This window comes from Thermodesulfobacteriota bacterium, assembly GCA_035325995.1.
GTDB lineage: Bacteria > Desulfobacterota_D > UBA1144 > Nemesobacterales > UBA2774 > JADLGH01.
Genome location: DAOKYU010000003.1, coordinates 37,973 through 57,448, shown reverse-complemented (window position 1 = coordinate 57,448; position 19,476 = coordinate 37,973). Strand labels below are relative to the sequence as shown.

The 19,476-nt window shown below is 58.1% G+C and carries 13 protein-coding genes; 9 read left to right on the top strand and 4 right to left on the bottom strand.

The features are described 5' to 3' along the window. Positions 1 to 173: 173 nt before the first annotated feature. A complete protein-coding gene (locus PKC29_05065) occupies positions 174 to 713 on the bottom strand; it encodes a hypothetical protein (protein HML94781.1) in 540 nt (179 codons plus the stop codon). A gap of 231 nt (positions 714 to 944) precedes the next feature. On the opposite strand from PKC29_05065, the gene PKC29_05060 reads away from it, so the two are divergent. From PKC29_05060 to PKC29_05045, 4 genes are all read left to right on the top strand, one after another. Continuing rightward, a complete protein-coding gene (locus PKC29_05060) occupies positions 945 to 2,270 on the top strand; it encodes a nucleoside transporter C-terminal domain-containing protein (protein HML94780.1) in 1,326 nt (441 codons plus the stop codon). A 47-nt stretch (positions 2,271 to 2,317) separates the two neighbouring features. Continuing rightward, positions 2,318 to 3,520: a sigma-70 family RNA polymerase sigma factor gene (locus tag PKC29_05055; protein HML94779.1), complete on the top strand. Its 1,203-nt coding sequence runs from the start codon at positions 2,318 to 2,320 to the stop codon at positions 3,518 to 3,520. A gap of 221 nt (positions 3,521 to 3,741) precedes the next feature. Continuing rightward, positions 3,742 to 4,383, top strand: a complete 642-nt coding sequence (locus PKC29_05050) for a TetR/AcrR family transcriptional regulator (GenBank protein HML94778.1) — start codon at positions 3,742 to 3,744, stop codon at positions 4,381 to 4,383. Between the two features lie 63 nt (positions 4,384 to 4,446). Beyond that, entirely contained in the window at positions 4,447 to 5,136 is a 690-nt protein-coding gene (locus PKC29_05045) for a sigma-70 family RNA polymerase sigma factor (GenBank protein HML94777.1), read from the top strand. A 7-nt stretch (positions 5,137 to 5,143) separates the two neighbouring features. Here PKC29_05045 and grxD read toward each other — a convergent pair whose 3' ends face one another. After that, positions 5,144 to 5,464, bottom strand: a complete 321-nt coding sequence (gene grxD, locus PKC29_05040; GenBank protein HML94776.1) for a Grx4 family monothiol glutaredoxin — start codon at positions 5,462 to 5,464, stop codon at positions 5,144 to 5,146. 46 nt (positions 5,465 to 5,510) lie between these two features. Next, positions 5,511 to 5,732 carry a BolA family protein gene (locus PKC29_05035; GenBank protein HML94775.1) on the bottom strand — a complete coding sequence of 74 codons (222 nt, stop codon included), beginning with the start codon at positions 5,730 to 5,732 and terminating at the stop codon, positions 5,511 to 5,513. 113 nt (positions 5,733 to 5,845) lie between these two features. On the opposite strand from PKC29_05035, the gene PKC29_05030 reads away from it, so the two are divergent. The 5 genes from PKC29_05030 to PKC29_05010 all read left to right on the top strand — a co-directional run bounded on the left by PKC29_05030 (position 5,846) and on the right by PKC29_05010 (position 18,072). After that, the gene (locus tag PKC29_05030; protein HML94774.1) at positions 5,846 to 6,067 is read left to right on the top strand and encodes a hypothetical protein; all 222 of its coding nucleotides are present in this window, start codon (positions 5,846 to 5,848) and stop codon (positions 6,065 to 6,067) included. Positions 6,068 to 6,131: 64 nt separating this feature from the next. Continuing rightward, entirely contained in the window at positions 6,132 to 6,605 is a 474-nt protein-coding gene (locus PKC29_05025) for a CBS domain-containing protein (GenBank protein HML94773.1), read from the top strand. Further along, on the top strand, positions 6,602 to 6,988 hold the full coding sequence (locus tag PKC29_05020) for a peptide chain release factor-like protein (GenBank protein ID HML94772.1): 387 nt from the start codon (positions 6,602 to 6,604) through the stop codon (positions 6,986 to 6,988). Before PKC29_05025 ends, PKC29_05020 begins: the two co-directional genes overlap by 4 nt. 293 nt (positions 6,989 to 7,281) lie before the next feature. Next, positions 7,282 to 12,528 (top strand): pentapeptide repeat-containing protein, encoded by a 5,247-nt coding sequence (locus PKC29_05015; protein ID HML94771.1) that lies wholly within the window; start codon positions 7,282 to 7,284, stop codon positions 12,526 to 12,528. Between the two features lie 219 nt (positions 12,529 to 12,747). After that, positions 12,748 to 18,072 carry a pentapeptide repeat-containing protein gene (locus PKC29_05010; protein ID HML94770.1) on the top strand — a complete coding sequence of 1,775 codons (5,325 nt, stop codon included), beginning with the start codon at positions 12,748 to 12,750 and terminating at the stop codon, positions 18,070 to 18,072. 132 nt (positions 18,073 to 18,204) lie between these two features. Here PKC29_05010 and PKC29_05005 read toward each other — a convergent pair whose 3' ends face one another. Further along, a complete protein-coding gene (locus PKC29_05005) occupies positions 18,205 to 19,461 on the bottom strand; it encodes a hypothetical protein (protein HML94769.1) in 1,257 nt (418 codons plus the stop codon). Between the last annotated feature and the right edge of the window lie 15 nt (positions 19,462 to 19,476).

Sequence of the window (19,476 nt, the reverse complement as noted above, 5' to 3'; positions counted from 1 at the left end):
CTGACAATTTTCGAGTTTAGGTAATCGTTTGAGATTCACAAGGCAGCCGCGCTTCCGGCGCGGCCTTTAAATGCGGGGAATCCTGTTTGCCTCTTAGAATCCGGGCAGTGGCCGATTACGTGAACCGTGAACCTGCAAGGGCGGGAGATCGTTATAGTATTTTTATGCAGTAATCAGGACTTTCCGTCGTTCACGGCGTCGATTACCTTAACGATTTCGTCTACTACCCTAAAGTACTTGCTGTTCCCGGTGCCGGGGGGCTTCGCCCTGCCGTCTATGCCGACGTCGGCGAGTATATCCCCTGTAACCTCATCGACCAGCGTAACCCTGACCTGGACCGACATCTTGCCCCGGTCGTCGAAACCCATGAAGGCATATTCGCAGTATTTGCACCCGCGCTTGTACCCGCTTACGATACCGTCGACGACGAGAATCCTCTGGTTCCCGAAGTCACCGGCGTCTTCCGCGCGGCTTATAACCTTGAATTTGTTCTGGGTCCTGAGCTCCTCGGCAACCATATCCGCAATGACCGTGCCCGAATCGTAGGGCACCCATTCGAGATCCGTCTTTCTGAAATCAGGAATGATTATGACGTCATATTGTGTATACGTCGCCTCGGGGGCCTTGAATACGTTTACGTTGGTCGGACCTTTACACCCGATTAATAAGAGGAAAAATAGAATTACGCTTGCCTGAAATACTTTTGCAACCATTAAGTTCCTCCGTATTGTGGGATATATTGTATACGAAATTGAGATTTGCGAAAGGGCGCCGGCCTCCCGTCCGTCCCCGGCGCCTGTCGTGCCGCGCCGGAAATAAATAATCGTTAAGTATAGCCGACGGTCTCCACCCCCGGTTTTACGGATTCCGGAAGGACGTGGAACCGCATTGGCGGATTTCGGACGGCTTGAATAACGATGAAAGTAAGGAGATAGATTAAGGTAGTGGGCATTTATAATCTCGTCAGTTTCCTTGGCATTTTCATGCTTCTCGTCGTGGCGTGGGCCATTTCGACCAACAGGAAAAACGTCAATTTCAGGGTCGTGATATGGGCCGTAGCGATCCAGCTTGTTTTGGGGGCGTTCGTCTTTCAGGCGCCGGCGGGAACGAAGGTCTTTTTATACGTCAATGACATTGTCATAAAGGTGCTCGATTCGGCCACCGCCGGGGCGGAGTTCCTCTTCGGGAGGCTTGCCCTTCCTCCGGGGCAGAAAAACCCCCAGGGAGAGGAATCACTCGGGTTTTTCCTCGCGTTTCAGGGCCTCCCTACCATTATCTTCTTTTCTTCGCTGATGTCGGTGCTCTATTTTTATAACATCATGCCACGGATAATAAGGGCGTTCGCCTACGTTTTCACGAGGCTTATGCGTATATCGGGGGCCGAATCGCTGAGCGCGGCGTCGAACATCTTCGTCGGCGTGGAGTCCACGCTCACCATAAAGCCCTACCTCGCCCGCATGACGCGCTCGGAGCTATGCACGGTCCTTACTGCCGGGATGGCGACGGTGTCGTCCAATATAATGGCCGTCTACGTCTACAGCCTCCAGGCGGAGTTCCCGACCATAGCCGGGCACCTCGTATCGGCGTCCATACTCTCCGCCCCGGCCGCGCTCGCCATGTCGAAGCTCGCACTGCCGGAGGACGCCGTCCCCGAGACGCTCGGCACGAACGTCGAGCCCCACTACGAAAGGGAGGACGGGCTCTTCGAGGCCATAATCAACGGGGCCGAGAGCGGCGTCAGGCTAATAGTCGGCATCGCCGCCCTTTTGATCGCCGTACTCGGCCTCGTGGCGCTCCTCGACCTTTTTACGGGCGGCGCGGGGGGATATATAAACGAGCTCTTCGGCATAAGCGTGGACTGGTCGCTAAAGGGGATGCTCGGCTACCTCTTTTATCCCTTCACGCTTATCATGGGCGTGTCGCTGGACGACGCCTACACGGTCTCGAAGATCATCGGCGAGCGCGCGGTGCTGACGGAGGTCGTCTCGTACCGGGACCTCGCCTCCGCCATGAGGGACGGGCTGATAACGGACCCCCGCTCGCCCGTTCTCGCCTCCTATGCCCTCTGCGGCTTCGCCCACGTGGCCTCGCTGGCAATATTCGTGGGCGGGCTCGCGGCCCTCGCTCCCGGGAGGAAAAAGGACATAGCCTCGGTCGGCCTGAGGGCGCTCGTCGCTGCAACCCTCGCCTGCCTCATGACGGCGTGCATCGCGGGGATTTTTTACACGGGTCAATCCGCTATCCTCGGAGCCTCCGTAGTTTCATATTAGAGCCCCTGGGCATCCCGGGGCTCGAAATTGTGATCAAGGAGGCTGTCATGCAGAGAGGACCCTCGTTCGAAGCGATACCAACCGGGCTCGGCCACGACTCTCACGGCTTTCTCGACGACGGCTACTATGACGAAGGGGGCGGGGATTACGGTTTTATCGAAGACGCCGAAGCGGAAGAGAGCGCGGCCGGGGATGAAGCCGATACCCGGGAGGAAAACCCCTACGAGCACAACCAAAAGCTAAGGCTCGTAACCGCCTATTTTAAGGAAGTCGGGATGGAATCCCTCATGAGCGCCGGGGAGGAAATCAGAAACGCGGCGAAGATAAAAGAGTGCGGGGCCGAGAGACTTCGTATCGAAAAGAAGATAGGGGAGATATTGGGGAGGAAAACCAGCCGGGATTCGGGAGAGCTCCTCTCGGAAGCGCTGGAATTGATAGAAGGGGATGCGGACACTCCGGACCTGTATAAACTTAGAAGGCTCGTCTGTCTTTACAACGTTTATAACGCCGCCGAGGCGCGGCTCAAAGGGAGGTTCGTCAAGGCTAACCTCCGGCTCGTCGCAAGCCTCGCCAAGAAGTACACCGGAAGGGGCGTACCGTTTTTAGACCTGATCCAGGAGGGGAACCTCGGCCTCATGAAGGCGGTGGACAGGTACGACCACACGCGGGGATACAGGTTCTCGACATACGCCTGCTGGTGGATAAACCAGGCCATGATAAGGGGCATATTCAACCAGAACAGGACGGTCAAGATACCGGCGTACGTACTCGAAAGGGCGGGGAAGGTGTGGTCCGAGCGCGCGAAATTCGTGGAAGAAAAAGGAAGGGAGCCGCTCCCGGCCGAGATAGCCCCCGCGGTCGAGATGAGCGCCGAGAACGTGAAGCAGGTGCTCGAGTCTGCGACGACCAGAAACACAGTCAGGCTCGACTCCCCCGTCTGGAACGGGAACAGGGCTACCTTCGCGGACTACATCGCCGACGAGGAGAGCATGCCGGTCGATTCGCTGATAGCCGAGTTCTCGATTCCCGAATGCGTGGGGCATGCGCTTCATGTGCTCGAAGCGAGGGAGAGGGAGATACTGAAAATGAGGTTCGGCATAGGGTACGAGGGCCGTCTCACGCTCGACGAGATAGGAAAGAAGTTCAACCTGACGAGGGAGAGGATAAGGCAGATCGAAAAGAGGGCCCTTTCGGCCATAAGGAATTCGAGCTCCGCCCCCGCTCTCAGGAGCCTTATAGAGCAAAACTGACTGTATGGGAACCGCGGCGGGCCGGGGCGGGGTGAGGCACGAAAAAATCCCGGCCCGGCCGCAATCCTGCAATCTTCAATCGTAAAGGCTGCTTAGACGGCTTTTTCACCGATTCCAACCTGGAGTACGCACGACATTCGGGAAAATTTTCTTGACAACCTTCATCCGCAGGATATATTTTACCGTACGGTCAACTATTCAAGGGGTTACCGGGAATTATCATGGGAAGAACGAGCGACGCAAGGGAAAATCTGATAGAGAGCGCGATAGAGCTTATCGGCAACCGGAGCTATAACGCAGTCGGCGTGCAGGAGCTCTGCGAGCACGCGGGCGTAAAGAAGGGGAGCTTCTATCACTTCTTTCCTTCGAAGAGGCACCTTACCCTGGAAGCCATAGACGCCATATGGCAGAGCTACAAGGGGGAGATGCTGGAGCCCATATGCTGCGCGCGCGTTCCCGCGCTCAAAAAGCTCGAATCGATGCTGAGAAGGTCCTACGAGTCGCAGTCGAAGTCCAAGGAGTGCGGCGGGTGCATGACCGGATGCGGATTCGGGAACCTCGCGCTGGAGCTCAGCACGCAGGACGAGGTCATAAGGCAGAAGATAGCCGACATATTCGAGGATTGGGCGCGGTCCCTCGAAAGGGTGATCGCCCAGGCGGTGAGCGAGGGCGACCTGCCCGCGGACACGGACACGAGGGCGACCTCGCAGGCGATTATCTCCTACATCGAGGGCATATTCGTGCTCGCCAAGGCGTTTAACGATCCGGGGATGATCCCGAGGCTCGGGGAAGGGGTTTTCAGCATATGCATCAGGCGTGAAGAAGATGCCGCCGCTGCAGCCGAGTCCGGTGCTAGGGGCTAGGGCGCTCCGGGCGCATTTTACAAGAAGACCGGTCAACTATCAGGCCGGGGGAGGTAGTAAAGAATGAAAGGCCATAACGTCAACACCGGAGAAGGATACGGAGGTATGATCATGAACGGCGAGTATCTGTTAAGCGAGGGGCACGACGTAGAAGACCTTCGGGACGAGGAGCTGGTCGCGCTTTTCGTCGGAGACCGCAACGAGGACGCTTTTAACGAGCTCGTAAACAGGTACTCGGACAAGGTGTACCGGCTTGCCTATAGGCTTACCGGCGATCCGAAAGATGCGGAAGAGGTTCTCCAGGAGGTCTTTATCATCCTTTCCGAAAAGCTGTCGTCGTTCAGGAGCGAGGCGAAGTTCTCGACGTGGCTCTACAGGGTGGCGTCGAACGCGGCCTACATGTATCTCCGTAACTCTTCCCGCTACAGGGACAGGAACATAAGCCTGGAAGATTACAAACCTTACAACAATTACGGCATGATCGAGGGCGTAAAGGAAAAGGACTTCAGCGACGCCCCCGATTCGAAGCTGCTCGGCAGGGAAGGCGCCGAGCTCATAGACAAGGCCATCCAGGAGCTGCCGCCCGATTACAGGATCGTCTTTCACATGAAGGACGTCGAGGGGATGACGAGCAAGGAGATCGCCGAGGCCCTTAGCCTTTCGGTCCCCGCCGTTAAGTCGAGGGCCCTCCGTGCGAGGCTCTTCCTCAGGGACAAGCTTTCCGATTACTTTTATGAATGGAGGAATAAATGAGGAGGGACTATTCCCTGAAAGCCTCTTTTATGAGCCCGCCCAGCTCGCCGCTCTGGTCCATTTCGACGCAGATGTCGCAGCCGCCTATAAACTGCCCGTTTATATAAAGCTGGGGAATTGTCGGCCAGTTCGAGTAGTCCTTTATCCCCTGTCTTATATCTGGGTCCGAGAGAACGTCGACCGCTTCGTAGTCGATGCCGTAGGAGTTCAGGATATTGACGACCCTGGCCGAAAAGCCGCACTGGGGCATGTCCCGGCTGCCCTTCATATAGAGGATTACCTTGTTGTTCGCTATCTGGGATTCTATTTTTTTCGCTACGTCTTCCACTGTTACCGCCTCCTGTACGAATTAAAAGAAAAACCGGCCGCCCGCCTCAGGCGCCGGCCTTCATGCTTTCCCATTGTCCCGGGGTATAGGTCTTGAGAGAAAGGGCGTGTATGCGTTCTTTCATTGCGTCGCCCAAGGCATCGTAGACAATTTTGTGCCGCTCAAGAAGCGATTTCCCCTCGAATTCGGGAGAGACTATCACTGCCTCGAAATGCGTGCCGTCCCCGTCTACTTCGACGGAAACGCTCTGCATTTTCGTTTCTATCATTGCCCTTATTTCCTTAGGATCCATGAAACATAGTATATATACTTTTGGTATCCTTTCAAGGAAGGGACGGGGCTTTCGGGGGCGGTTGAAGTGCATATGCAAGAGGCCTATAATTGAAGTTTATGAGCCTCCGGATCGCGGCTGCGATTGTCCTGATTGCGCTACTCCTTTTGGGCGCGTCGAGACTATTCGAGGGCCTTCAGGCCAAAAGGGAGGGTACGCCTTCCTACATCGGCGAGGCCGTAGGGACAACAGTCGAGCTTCGAGAAATGAAGGCTAAGAGCTCGGAGATGATAAAGAGCCGCGAGGAAGCCGTCTCGGGCGAGTACGAGTAGTGCGGGAAAACCCCGCCCGGCCGGGCGCTTCACAAATTTAACCATTCTCTTCGGGGGTATGTACATGTCTATTAAAGCCAAGGATGTAATGTCACAGCCGGTTGCGGTCCTTTACGAAGACCGGAACCTCGAAGAAGCCGCCCTGCTCATGCTGGACAAGCGTGTGAGCGGGCTTCCGATCATAAGCTCGAAGGGGAGCATCGTCGGAATAGTCACCGAGTCGGACTTTTCCGCGAGCAGGCATACGGTGCCGCTTTCGCGTATCTTCGCTCCGAGCCTGTTCGGCGAATGGATGACGAAGCCCGAGCTCGAAAAGGCCTACGAAGAGGCCCGGAGCATAAAGGTGAAGGAGATAATGTCAAAGCCCGTCATAACGGCGACCGAGGACGAGCATCTGTCCGACGTCGTGGTCAAGATGCTGGAGAACAACATCCACAGGGTGCCCGTCGTGCGCGACGAAAAGCCGGTGGGCATTATCTCGCGGCACGATCTTTTGAAGCTCGTGGCGGGGAAGATGAAGTCCAGGGACTGGGCATGAGTGTTTTCGGAGTCAATCCCGGCAAGGAGGCCGCGCTCAGGGGGCGCATGGCCGGTTGCGGGATACTGGAAAGCGACCTCGAAGAAAGCTTCGTAAGGTCGCGGGGACCCGGGGGCCAGAACGTGAACAAGGTCTCGACGTGCGTCAGGCTCAGGCACCTCCCTACCGGCATAACCGTCAGGGTGGACAAGGACCGCTCGCGGGGCGTGAACCGCTTCCTCGCCCGGAGGGAGCTCCTTTCGAGGTATGAAGAAACCGTTCTCGGGAAGAAGCCGGAGAAGGAAATCCTCCGCGAGAAGATACGAAAGCAGAAAAAGAGAAGGGCCCGCAGGGCGGGCGCTAAAACCTCGCCGCCGGGACCCGGCACGGACGGGAACAGTTAACGTACCATCCTATATACCGCCGACTATCTTGCCGTACGCTTGCCTGAATCCGCCTCCTGCGCACTCTTCGGGCGCTTAATGATTCAAAGGGGGTTACAAATTACCATACTGCGCTTTTTTTGAAAAAAATTCCTCCAGCCGTTCCATAGTTTTACAGTGGTTATAATGTAATTATGAGGCTAATTGACAAAGCTTCTAAATGAACCGTAAAATTAGCTGTCGATCCTTCTTTTTTCGGGGGGAGAGCTTTGCCGGTTCTTTTCCGATTTTAGCAAAAGCGATGGAGGATATTCATGTGTAAATTGAAGGGGAGAAAGCGTTTCTATGTTTTCCTTGTACCCGCACTTGTATTACTTCTGATTCTGATTCCGATCAGCCTTAACAGGGCCGTTGGGGGGCCGACGAGCGGCACCCTGAACGTCCGGACCGAAAACGATTTTGCCGCAAATCCCGACATATTCGCCATACCCGGTGAAGACCTCGTTGCCGTATTCCTCGAATCGCTCGATTGCATGACGCTGACGAACGACACGGGGAAGAAGGGAAGCGACGTCATTCCTTATAGATACACGGCTAAAACGGAGCAGACATTCTGCTGGCAAGACCCTGACGAGACGGCGTATCATTACATGAGCCTCGTGGACAGCGAGGGCAGCGAGACGCTCAGGGTAGATGCCAACGGGGACTGTGTAACGAAGGAAATAGAGCCGGGCGATTACGATATGTACCTCTATCACGGTAATGGTTCCGGCAAGAACGTTACGGTGTTCATAGTCCCCGTGGACGGGAGGTCCGTCATAAGCACGGCGCCGGAAGAGACGCTCGAAAGCGTGTCGACGATAGTGGATACGGACAGGTGCGTCGGATGCGACCTCAGCGGCGCAAACTTCTTCGACGCCGACCTGAGGGAGATCGACCTCGGCGGCGCTATCCTCGACGACACGATTCTAGCCAATTCGAACCTTTCCGGAGCGAATCTTAGCGGCGCGAGTCTCAGGAACGCGGACCTTACGAAGGCCAACCTCGAGGGGGCCGACCTCTCGGGGGCGGACCTCACAGGCGCAATATTAATAAATGCAAGGCTGAAGAATGCAGACCTCGACGGAGCGAACCTCGAAGGCGCGGACCTTATGGGCACCGGGCTCTCGGGGACGCCCGGGGCCCTCGTTTCGTCCCTGGGCGAGGACGAGCCGGTTTCGTTGTCCGGAATAGCCGACGAGGCGCCCGCGGTGGCGACGTGCACGACGGGCGCCATAGCGGCCGGGGGCGGTCAGGACCTCGAAGTGACGGGTCCGTGCACGGTTCCCGCGGGGACGTACCACTACAGGAACGTGCATGTATATAACGGCGGGTCTCTTACGTTCGAGGACGCGGTAATAAACTTCTGGGCATATAACATAGTGATCGAGAACAATTCGAGCCTCGTAGCGGGGACGCCCGCGGCCCCGATAGGGACTGCAGGCGGAAAACTGACGATACACCTCTACGGGGACGACCAGGGGAACGGGGGCCGCGGGGTAACGTGCAAGACGGACGTCAGGTGCGGCGTGCCGGAGGCCATATGGAACTCGGAAGGGGCAAGCAAGGTGTGCCTCCCGCCCAACGAAGGCGGCGATCCGACGACCTGCCAACCGTATGATTATTTCTACCACTACCACACGCTTCCTGTCGATACCGGCGATCCGAACGCCTACTTCGGTTACAAGACCCTTGCCGTATCTTACGGAGGCACTTTGAACCTGTTCGGCAAAAAGGGCGCGACCCTGCCGGATAGCCTTCCGAGCTCGAGTTCGGGCACGAGCTGGGTCCGCCTCGATGGAACCGTAGACGTCGGCGCGACGGAGATTGCCGTCGACCGCCCGGTGGACTGGGAAATGGGAGACAGGATAGTCGTTACGACGACCGATTATCTCCCCGGGCACTCCGAGCTTTTAGAGATCACTAACTTGGTAAGCAATCAAAAATTCGGGATCAAGGTGCTAAACCCCTATACCGGCGCGGAGATACCCGGCGGACTGAAGCACAGGCATAACGGGTCTACCTACCCGCTGACCACAGTTCCCGGGCGTTTGGGGCTGGATGTAAAGGTCGACGGGCAGCCGGCCGCGGAAACGAGGGCGGCTGTCGCCCTCCTGTCCCGAAGCATACGCATAGTTTCGGCGGGGGATACGTTCAACGCCGCAAATCCCACCTGCCAGTACGACTGCTTACCACCCGCTCCGTATCATTTCGGCGGGCATACGAGCGTAAGGCAGGGGTTTAAAGAGGTGCATATACAGGGCGTCGAGTTCTACCAGCTCGGCCAGGGCGGACGCATGGGGCATTATCCCGTTCACTTCCACATGGCGAGGAGCACCCCGGCCGATACTTTCGTCAAGGACTCGTCCGTCTGGGATTCGATGACGCGCTTCATGACCATACACGCGAGCCAGGGCATACTCCTGGCGAGAAACGTCGGCTTCATGTCCATAGGTCACGGGTATTACCTGGAAGACGGAACCGAGATAAACAACAAGCTCTATTCGAACATCGGGATTTTCGCGAGGGCCGCGCTCGACAACGCGCAGAACCCGCGAAAGGTGCCCGGCATTCTGGCGTACACGGCTACGAAGGCCGATACCACGTCCGTCCCCTATCATTCCGATTACGCACAGCCGGCGGTGTTCTGGATAATGAACGGCTGGAACGATTTCGAATACAACATGGCGGCCGGCGCGAACGCCTGCGGAATATGCTACTGGTGGCTTCCGAGCGCCATAAGCGGCTCGTCGCAGCAGCAAAAGTGGGAATCCTACGCGTCGCAGCAGAGTAACCGCGGGAGGGCCGGCGATACGCCGCTCAAGAACTTTACGGGGAATTACTGCACGTCGGCCATGAACGCCTTTAATACGACTGCCGATATCAGCCAGTGCCTGGGAGTCGGCGGGCCGGGCGAGCCTGTCCTGGAGCCCATTACGGTGGGCAATCTCTCGCCCGTGCCGAACGGGGACAAGGATGCCGAGACGTATTATCCCAAGCTCGGGAACCTCCGCCATCCGACGCGGTGCGACCAGACCGACTGCAGCAACTACCCGACTTGCAGCGCGGTTAACCGGAAGGACTGCATGGTCGCCGTGCTGGACAAGTTCACTACCGCCTTTAACTGGGCGCAGACGAATTTTTCGGCCATATGGCTCCGCCCGCAGTGGTACCTGGTCATAAACAGCGTCGTGTCGGATTCGCAGAGCGCGGGCCTGACGTTCGTAACGGGGGGCGACTATACGCAGTCGAATTTCCTTCCGGGCATGTGGCAGCTGGCGAGGCAGAACGTTTTCATCGGCAATACGCAGTCGGGTAACCCCTACGCCTCGAATATCGGCCCCGTGAACAAGGACACCACGCTTACGTGCGAGAACCATTCAAGCGGGGGAGTCGTAGCCAATTACTGCCTGCTGAAAGACGAGGGCATAAGCTTTCAGCTTACGTCGTTCGCAAACAACCAGCGTATGTTCAACATATACGACGGGCCGAGCTTCGAAGACTCAAACGCCTTTCTCAATATCAAGAAGACCGTTATAGACGACTGCAAGCCGACGAGCCAGGGCGGAAACGGCAACTGCTTCCCGAGCAAGTCCATGTACGGCAGGGTGCAGGGGATGCCCGTGGATAAGGCGGAAGACGTCTGCAGCATCCCGAATGCCGCCATCGCGTGGAAGCAGTCAAACGGCTTTTACTACCCGCCTGCGTTCCATTCGTCCAATCTGTATTTCGGCGGCGACGTGGAAATCCGCCATTTCGTGATCGAGCCCCTCTTTAAAGACGGCCATTTCTCGTTCCAGAGCGACGACACGCGGGTTAAGGAAGACTACTGCACCTATACGCTCAACAACCCCGACCCCCCGAACGGCGACGGCAAGGGAGGGCTTTTCGACGGATTCACGGCGATAGACAGGCAAACGATCCTGAACGACGACGACGGCTCGCTGACCGGATACAAGAACACGATATCGGTGAACGAGGACCCGTTCTTCAACGCCCCGGCGGAAACCATCGAATGCGAGTCCGAAGGGACCGCCAAGACGAGCCCCTACGAATACGTCACGACGGTGGTCTATCCCGGCTGCGTCGGTAAGAAGGACTGCGGCGGTAAATGCAGGTCGGACGGCAAGCCGTGCGCCGACGACAGCAACTGCGCAGGCATACCGAACGTGGACAACACGTGCGACGATACAGACGGGTTCTGGCAGAGCGACTGCGGGAGCTCTTTCTGCTACGGGGTCCCGCTCTACAGACAGTTCCTGAACCAAGATGAAGCGCGCAGCGAAGCAAGGCCCCAGATCCGCATGATGGGGATGAACTTCTTCCAGCGGAGCAACCTGACGGCGAACAACGGTAAATATTACATAGACACGACCGTATCGAGGGAGAACCAGAGGAACGGCTTGCTGCTGGCCCCGCTGCAGAAGCCGTCCTTCAACGTATTCACCGGTTATACCGGCGGGGAGGAATATTACGTGCTCCTTATTTTCGCGAAGGACACGACGAAACAGACGTACCAGTTATTCGTCGGAAAGGGCAGGGACAAATCGACTCCCGAAAAGCTCAACGAAATCGTTCACGCGATAAGGTCGCCTCTTAAGCAGAGCAGGCCGCTCGACGTAAACACGGAAGCGAGCTGGCCCGCCAAATGGGTCAGAGACTACGATCCGGATACCGGCTTCCTGGAAGTGACGCTTGATCTAGGCGATTTCAAATCCGAGTTCGACGCCGCCAGGAAGGACAGATGCCAGCCGGAGAGCTTCTGTGCGTGGACGGGAGACGAAGCGACCGGCACTTGCGGATGCTCCGAAGAGCTTAAGACTACGAACCCGGCCCTTTACGACGAATGTGTGAAGCCGCTCGGCGACAACAAGAACAATATATGCAGCTGGGCAGTGAGAGCTATCGATTGCCCCGAAGGCGGATGCTACGGGTTTGCCTTCACGCTCCCTGCCGGGTACACGCCGCCCGCTGAGCCCGTCACTCACCCGGCGACGACCTGCTTCCCCGAGGATGCTGACTGGAACGTGCAATTCACCGCGGTGTCGCAGGAAATAGCCGGAAGCTGCTTCGAATCCAATCCGCCTAAGCCGAATTTCTGCGCAGGCGGGGGACAGGGAGGAGATCCGACTCCACCGCAGGCTACGCCGCCTCCTTCTCCTCCTCCTCCCCCTCCCCCAACATCCACCCCGTCGCCCGAGCCCGAGCCGACCCCGGAGCCCACACCGACTGGTGAGGTCTTGACCATGGAAACGGACGAGCCGCCGGGCGAGAACTGCGAGTTCGGAGGCACGAAGATCGAGACCGGCCTCGACCTGAACGAGAACGGCGTTCTCGACGAGGACGAGATAACGGACACCACGTATGCTTGTAACGATGAAGAAGCGGGAGGGGGCTCGGGCGGCAGCAACTGCGCGCTTGCGCCTTCGGGTAGCGGAGCCGGATCGCTCGCCGGGCTCCTCGTTTACTCTTTACTCCCGGCAGGTATTCTCGTCAGGAGAAGGTTTCGCAGAGCGCATTAGACGTATGAATACAGCGATTCATGGAAGAAGATTTATCTGACATAACGGGCGGCCGGGCGTGTCCCGAGCCACCTTTTCTATATCGGCTGTACAATTCATATATCCCCCCCGGAGAGGATGTGCGGGATTTCGAGAGGCCGCGTGCCGGCGGTTTCAGTGCATGCGCCCTTGTAACGGCCGGTCTGTACGCGTAAGGTAAAAATACAAGGAGGATTTTTCATGTCGAAGCTGAAGGGGAGAAAGCGTTTCTATGTTTTTCTGGCGCCCGCTCTTATCTTACTACTCATTCTGATACCGATCAGCCTTAACCGTGCGGTTGGAGGGCCTACGACAGGCACCCTGAACGTCCGGACTGAAAACGATTTCGTCTCGAATCCCGACATTTTCGCCATACCGGGTGAAGACCTCGTTGCCGTATTCCTCGAATCGCTCGACTGCATGACCCTTACGAGCGATACGGGCGACAAGGGAAGCGACGTCATTCCTTATAGATATACGGCTAAAACCGAGCAGACGTTCTGCTGGCAGGACCGGGACAAAACGTCAACCCATTACATGACCCTCGTGGACGACCTCGGGGCCGAGGTCTTAAAGGTCGCGGCCAACGGCGACTGTGTGACTAAAGATATAGAGCCCGGGAATTACGATATGTACCTCTACAACGGCAGCAACATCGGCAAAAACGTGGCCGTGTTCATCGTGCCCGTAGACGGGAGGTCCATAATCAGCACGGCCCCCGAAGAGACGCTCGAAAGCGTATCGACGATAGTGGATACGGACAGGTGCGCGGGATGCGACCTCAGCGGGGCCAATTTCTACGACGCAGATCTAAGGGAGGTGGACCTCGGCGGCGCTATCCTCGACGACGCGATACTGGCTGACTCGAACCTCGCCGACGCGAACCTCTCAGGCGCAAGCCTCAGGAACGCCGACCTTTCGAAGGCGAACCTCGAAGGGGCGGACCTCTCGGGGGCCGACCTCTCGGGTGCAATATTAATAAATGCAAGGTTAAAGAATGCAGACCTCGACGGAGCGAACCTCGAAGGGGCCGACCTCGCGGGCACGAAGCTCGCGGACGCCGCCCCCGGGGCGCTCGTTTCACCGAACGGTGCAAGCTCGCTCGTTTCGGCATCCGGCATATTCGACGAAACGCCCGCCGTAGTGCAGTGCAGCTCGGCCGGGGCCATAGCGCCCGGCAGCGGGGAAGACCTCGAAGTGACGGCCGCCTGCACGGTTCCCGCGGGGACGTACCACTACAGGAACGTGCACATATATAACGGCGGCTCGCTCACTTTCGAAGACGCGGTAATAAACTTCTGGGCATATAACATAGTAATCGAGAACAATTCGAGCCTCATAGCCGGGACGTCAGCGGCCCCGATAGGCACCGCGGGCGGTAAGCTCACGATACACCTTTACGGCGACGACCAGGGGAACGGCGGGAAGGGCGTCACGTGCAAGACGGACGTGAGATGCGGCGTGCCGGAAGCGATCTGGAATTCGGAGGGGGCGTCGAAAGAGACGCTCCCCGGAGGCGTCTCGGACTATTTCTATCATTATCATACGCTGCCGGCCGATACCGGCGATCCGAACGCCTACTTCGGTTACAAGACCCTTGCCGTATCTTACGGGGGCACTTTGAACCTGTTCGGCAAAAAGGGCTCGACCCTGCCGGACAGCCTCCCGAGCTCTAATTCGGGCACGAGCTGGGTACGTCTTAAAGGCACCGTAGACGTCGGCGCGACGCAGCTAACCGTGGACCGCCCGGTGGACTGGGAGGCCGGGGACAGGATAGTCCTTACCACGACCGACTACATACCGGGGAACTCCGAGCTTCTCGAAATAGTCGCCCCGGCGGTCAGCACCACGACTTTTAATTTCAAGGTTATCGACAAGTTTACCGGCGCCGAGGTGTCGGGGGGACTTAAGCACAGGCACAACGGCGAGCCCTATCCCCTGAGCGCGGTTCCGGCGTCGTTCGGCATTAGCCTCGAGGTCGAAGGGCAGCCGGCGGCGGATACGAGGGCCGCGGTGGCGCTCCTTTCCCGCAGCATCAGGATTGTTTCGGCCGGAGATACGTATAACTCCTCGAACCCGGCGTGCGTATACGACTGCTTCCCCGGGGTGCCGTATTATTTCGGCGGCCATACGAGCGTGAGGCAGGGATTCAAGCAGGTGCAGATACAGGGCGTCGAGTTCTATCAGCTCGGACAGGGCGGGCGCATGGGGCATTACCCCGTTCACTTCCACATGGCGAGAAGCACCCCGGCCGATACTTTCGTCAAGGACTCGTCCGTCTGGGATTCGATGACGCGTTTCATGACTATACACGCGACGCACGGCGTGCTCCTGGCGAGAAACGTCGGCTTCATGTCGATCGGGCACGGATATTACCTGGAAGACGGAACCGAGATAAACAACAGGCTCTATTCGAACATCGGCATACTCGTCCGGGCGGCGGTGAACAACCCGCAGAACCCGAGGCAGGTGCCCGGCATCCTGGCGTGGAACGGGAACCCGGGCGCGCCCCTCGTTCCGTATAACTCGGACATCTACAACCCGACTATATTCTGGATAATGAACGGCTGGAACGATTTCGAGTACAACATGGCCGCCGGCGCAACGGGATGCGGGGTCTGCTACTGGCTCCTTTCGGGCGCCAACAGCGGCCCGTCGCAGGGCATGAAGTGGGAGTCATACGCCTCGCTTCAGAGCGGCCAGGTCGTAACGCAGGGCAGCTCTACATACGAGATCAACTTCGGAAGGGCCGGCATGACGCCGCTCAAGACATTCAAGGGCAATACCTGTACGACGGCCATGATGTCGTTCAACACCGTCGGGGCCACGGATTCCTGCATCGGCGTGGCCGACATGGGCCCCGTATACAACACGCTGGCCCCGACGCCGACCGGGGACAGGAACCAGGAGACCTTCTATCCGAAGGTCGATCCGGGCGGCGGAAGGTTCGCCACGAGATGCGACGGGACGGACTGCGGCCCGACGGCCATACCCAACAGGTGCAGCGTCGCCGACAAGAGCAGATGCATGGTCACGGTCCTCGACAGCTACGTTTCGTCGTTCCACTGGCCGCAGCAGAACTTCGCGGCCATATGGCTCCGCCCGCAGTGGTACCTGGTCATGAACAGCTTCCTGTCGGATACGCAGAACGGCGGGCTCGGCTTCGTTACGGGCGGCGACTATCTGCATTCGAGCGTTATACCGGGGCTCTGGCAGCTCGCGACTAAGTCCGTCTTCGTCGGCCATACGCAGGAAGACAATCCCCTTGCGTCGAATGCGGGACCGTTTAACCCGCTTTCAAGCAGTAACGGCAAGATTCACGGGCTCGCGTGCGACACGACAGCGGCAAACCACTGCAGGCTCCTGAACGAAGGCGTGAGCTTCCCGATAGACAATTTCGCGGTGAACCAGCGCCTCTTTAACATATACGACGGCCCGAACTACCAGGACTCGAACGCCTATCTCGACATAACCAAGACACACCTCGGCTCTACGTGTACGCCGGCAAGCTGCCCGCAGACCCAGGGGCCGGGCGTTCCGGCGTGGGTGTACACGAGAACCATAGGAATACCCATAGATAAAACGGATAACTCGTGCGTGTTGCCGAACGCCGCCATAGGATGGAAACAGCCGAACGGATTTTACTATCCCCCGGCATTCCATTCGGAGAACCTCTTTTTCCACAACGTAGACGTACGGCACTACGTGCTGGAGCCTCTATGGGAGCCGGGGACATACATCACCGACGATAATAAGGTGAAGGAGGATTACTGCACGTTCCCCGCTTCGAATATGTTCGGCAATTTCAGCAGTGTAGACAGGCAGACGGTGCTCAACGACGACGACGGCTCTTTGACAGGGCTTCTCAGCAGCGAATTCACGGAGACCATATCCGTCAACCTCGATCCGTTCTTCAACGCGCCTATCGAGGCGGGGGAATGCGAATCGTTCAACACGGCGAAAACGAGCCCCTACGAATACCTGACCACGGTCGTTTTCCCCGCCTGTGCGTCCACCGGCTCGTGCAGCAAATGGGACCGGCCGTGCACGAATGCAACCTGTTTCGGTGTTCCGCTCGAAAGGCAGCTCCTGACGATCGAGGATGCGGCGGACCTCTCCACTACGGGCGTAAGGATGGCGGGCATGGACCTTTACCAGAGGAGCATGATGACCCTCGACAACGCCGTGTATTATATAGACACGACCGTATCTGAGGCGAAGCAGAGGGAGACCGCGAGCAGCGTGAACGTCTTCGAAGCCGGAGGGACATATTACGTATTCTTCCTTTATGCCAGGCCGAATACGGAGCAAACCTACGAGCTTTACGTCGGCGACGGGCTTAATCTCGGTGACGATGTGAAGATTCAAAGGGCGAACATCGCCAGCTTCCCGATCACCTTCAACCAGGGCCCTTCGGACTGGAGCACCGTCAACTGGGAAAAGAGCTACGAGAACGGCGTCCTTACGGTTAAGGTCAACATGGAGAGCTTTGCCCAGGAATTCGCCGATACGAAAAAGGATTTCTGCCAGCCGGCGGATTTCTGCACGCTCAGCGGCGACACGTGCGGATGTTCGAACACCCTTCCGCCGGATCAGCTGGCGGCCTGTCAGGCCGGTAACATATGCGGTAAATTCGCGGGCAAGGACATCGACTGCCCGAAGAACGGTTGTCCCGGATTTTCGTTCAAGCTCCCGGCGCAATTCGTCGCGGACGACAAGGGGAATATCCTCCAGGGTAATGGCGGGCACAGGCCCCAGCCGATTTGCTTCGGAAATGAATCTCCGTGGAATATCGAGCTGACCCGAGCTTCGGCCGACGTGGCGGGATCGTGCTCGACCACGCCCATAGACACACCGAAATTCTGCGCTTCACCCACGCCGAAGCCGACGTTCGCGCCGCCCACGGGAGGCCCGACTCCCGTGCCGACTCCGGCGCCCACGGCCACGCCTCCTCCTCCGACACCGACACCGACTACGACTCCGACGGTCGATACAGACGGTGACGGGGTGCTCGACCATCTCGATTCCGATTCGGATAACGACGGCATACCGGACGAGCTGGAGCACGGCTCGAACTATGAGGGATTCTTCGCAGCCAGGGACCTTGCAGGAGTCGACCTGAACGACATCGACGGGGACGGCGTACCCAACCATCTCGACCTCGACTCGGACGGCGACGGCATATCGGACCACGAGGAAGCCGGCGGAACCGGAGACCCGAATGGCGACGGGAAGGTGGACGATTTCCTCGATTCGAACGGGGACGGGCACCACGACCGGTACGACCCTGAAACCGGGGGCTCGCCGCTTCCGCTTCCCGATTCGGACGGGGACGGCATACCCGACTTCCTCGATACGACCAACGACGGCCCGACGGACGGAGGGTCCGGAGGGTCTGACGGGGGATGCGCCATAGCGCCTCCGGGAACCGGAGCGGGCGGCATATTCGGTATGCTTATGGCCTACGCCCTTATACCGGCGGGGATATTTATCAGGAGAAGGCTCCGGACGCGCGCCGAGCTGTGACGGGCTCGTAGCAGGACCGCGGACTTAAAGCGATAACTCGTCCCCTCTGTTAACGCCAAGGTTGTTGACGGAGGGGATTCTTTGCACCGTGTAAAATCCTGCCCCCACCTTACCGGGCGTTTCGTCGGTCGTTTACACTTCCCGAGGCAAGGGGCTTGTCCCGGGCGTCGTCTCCACACGTTCCGGCTGTTTTTTCTTCTCGGACGTGTACGCGAAATAAGTCAGAAACGCGAGGAGGGAGAGCCAGACTATCATCTGGCCTGTCTGGAACAAAACCCCCCACGGGCGCGGGAGCTGGAGGAAGAATCCCGGGATCTGGAACGAGGCCACGGACACGGCGAAGATTACGCCCCCCGCGGCGCGCTCGTTTCCGGTGAGCGAGCCGTTTCTTAAGAGTCTCAGCACCACCGCCATTGGAATGATTATAAGGAGGTCGTCGTATAGTCTGTGGTAGGTCCAGAGCCGCGCGACTATGGCCGCGACGCCGAGCTGCACCCAAAAATCCGTCTTCCGGAATTTGTAGAGCCATGCAGCCAGCGCGGCGAGCATCACACCCGAGGCCGGAAGCAGTACATTCCTGTTGCCGAGGAAGCCGAGAAAGTGATATATGTTGCTGTGGCCGCCGCCGGCCGCGGCGCCGGGCGCTTCCCTAGTCCACGTGGAAATGAACTCCACGATGTTCATATCGCGGAAGTGGAGGGCGAAGAATGTCAGCAGCAGGTAGCAGGCGCCGACTATTGTCATGGTCCTGAAACCTTCCAGCGTGATGATGAGTACCAGGAAGAAGGGGGCTGTGACCGGGAGCTTCGAGCTGGAAAAAATGAAGAGCGCAATCGCAGCCGCCTGACGCCATGGCGATGGGCCGCCCTCGCCCGATATCATGAGGGCCCCGACTATCGCGGGCAGAAGGAGCAGCGTCATTTGACCGTTTCCTATCGTCACCCCGGTCGGATAAATCGTTAGCACGAAGAGGGCGAGGAGGACCGTCTCCTTCCCGCTACGTATGCAAGCCCCGGACTTCAATATGCGAACGAAAGCCCAGAAGGCGATAACATAAAGCGCGAGCCAGAGCCACCTCGTCGCCTGAAGGGAAAGCCACCCGGTTATCGGCCAGAGCGTCGGAAAAGTAGCCGGCAGAATTATATAGCCGTAAAAGGAATCGCCCTCGAACCAGCGGGCAACCCATCTGTAAAGGAGCCTGAGGTCGTTAGCTCCGTTACCGCCGTCCTTAAACAGGAGCCGCCATAGCTGGTAGGAGAGCCGCGGCGCGCCGAGCAGGACGAGGAACCAGATCGCCCCTGTCAGAAGCTTCTCCCTGTTACAGGTCAGCCATTCTTCGCTTCGGGATAAATATGAAACGATGGTCGCCGGAGCTCGGTTGAATCCCATTTGCATTCAGGTGTC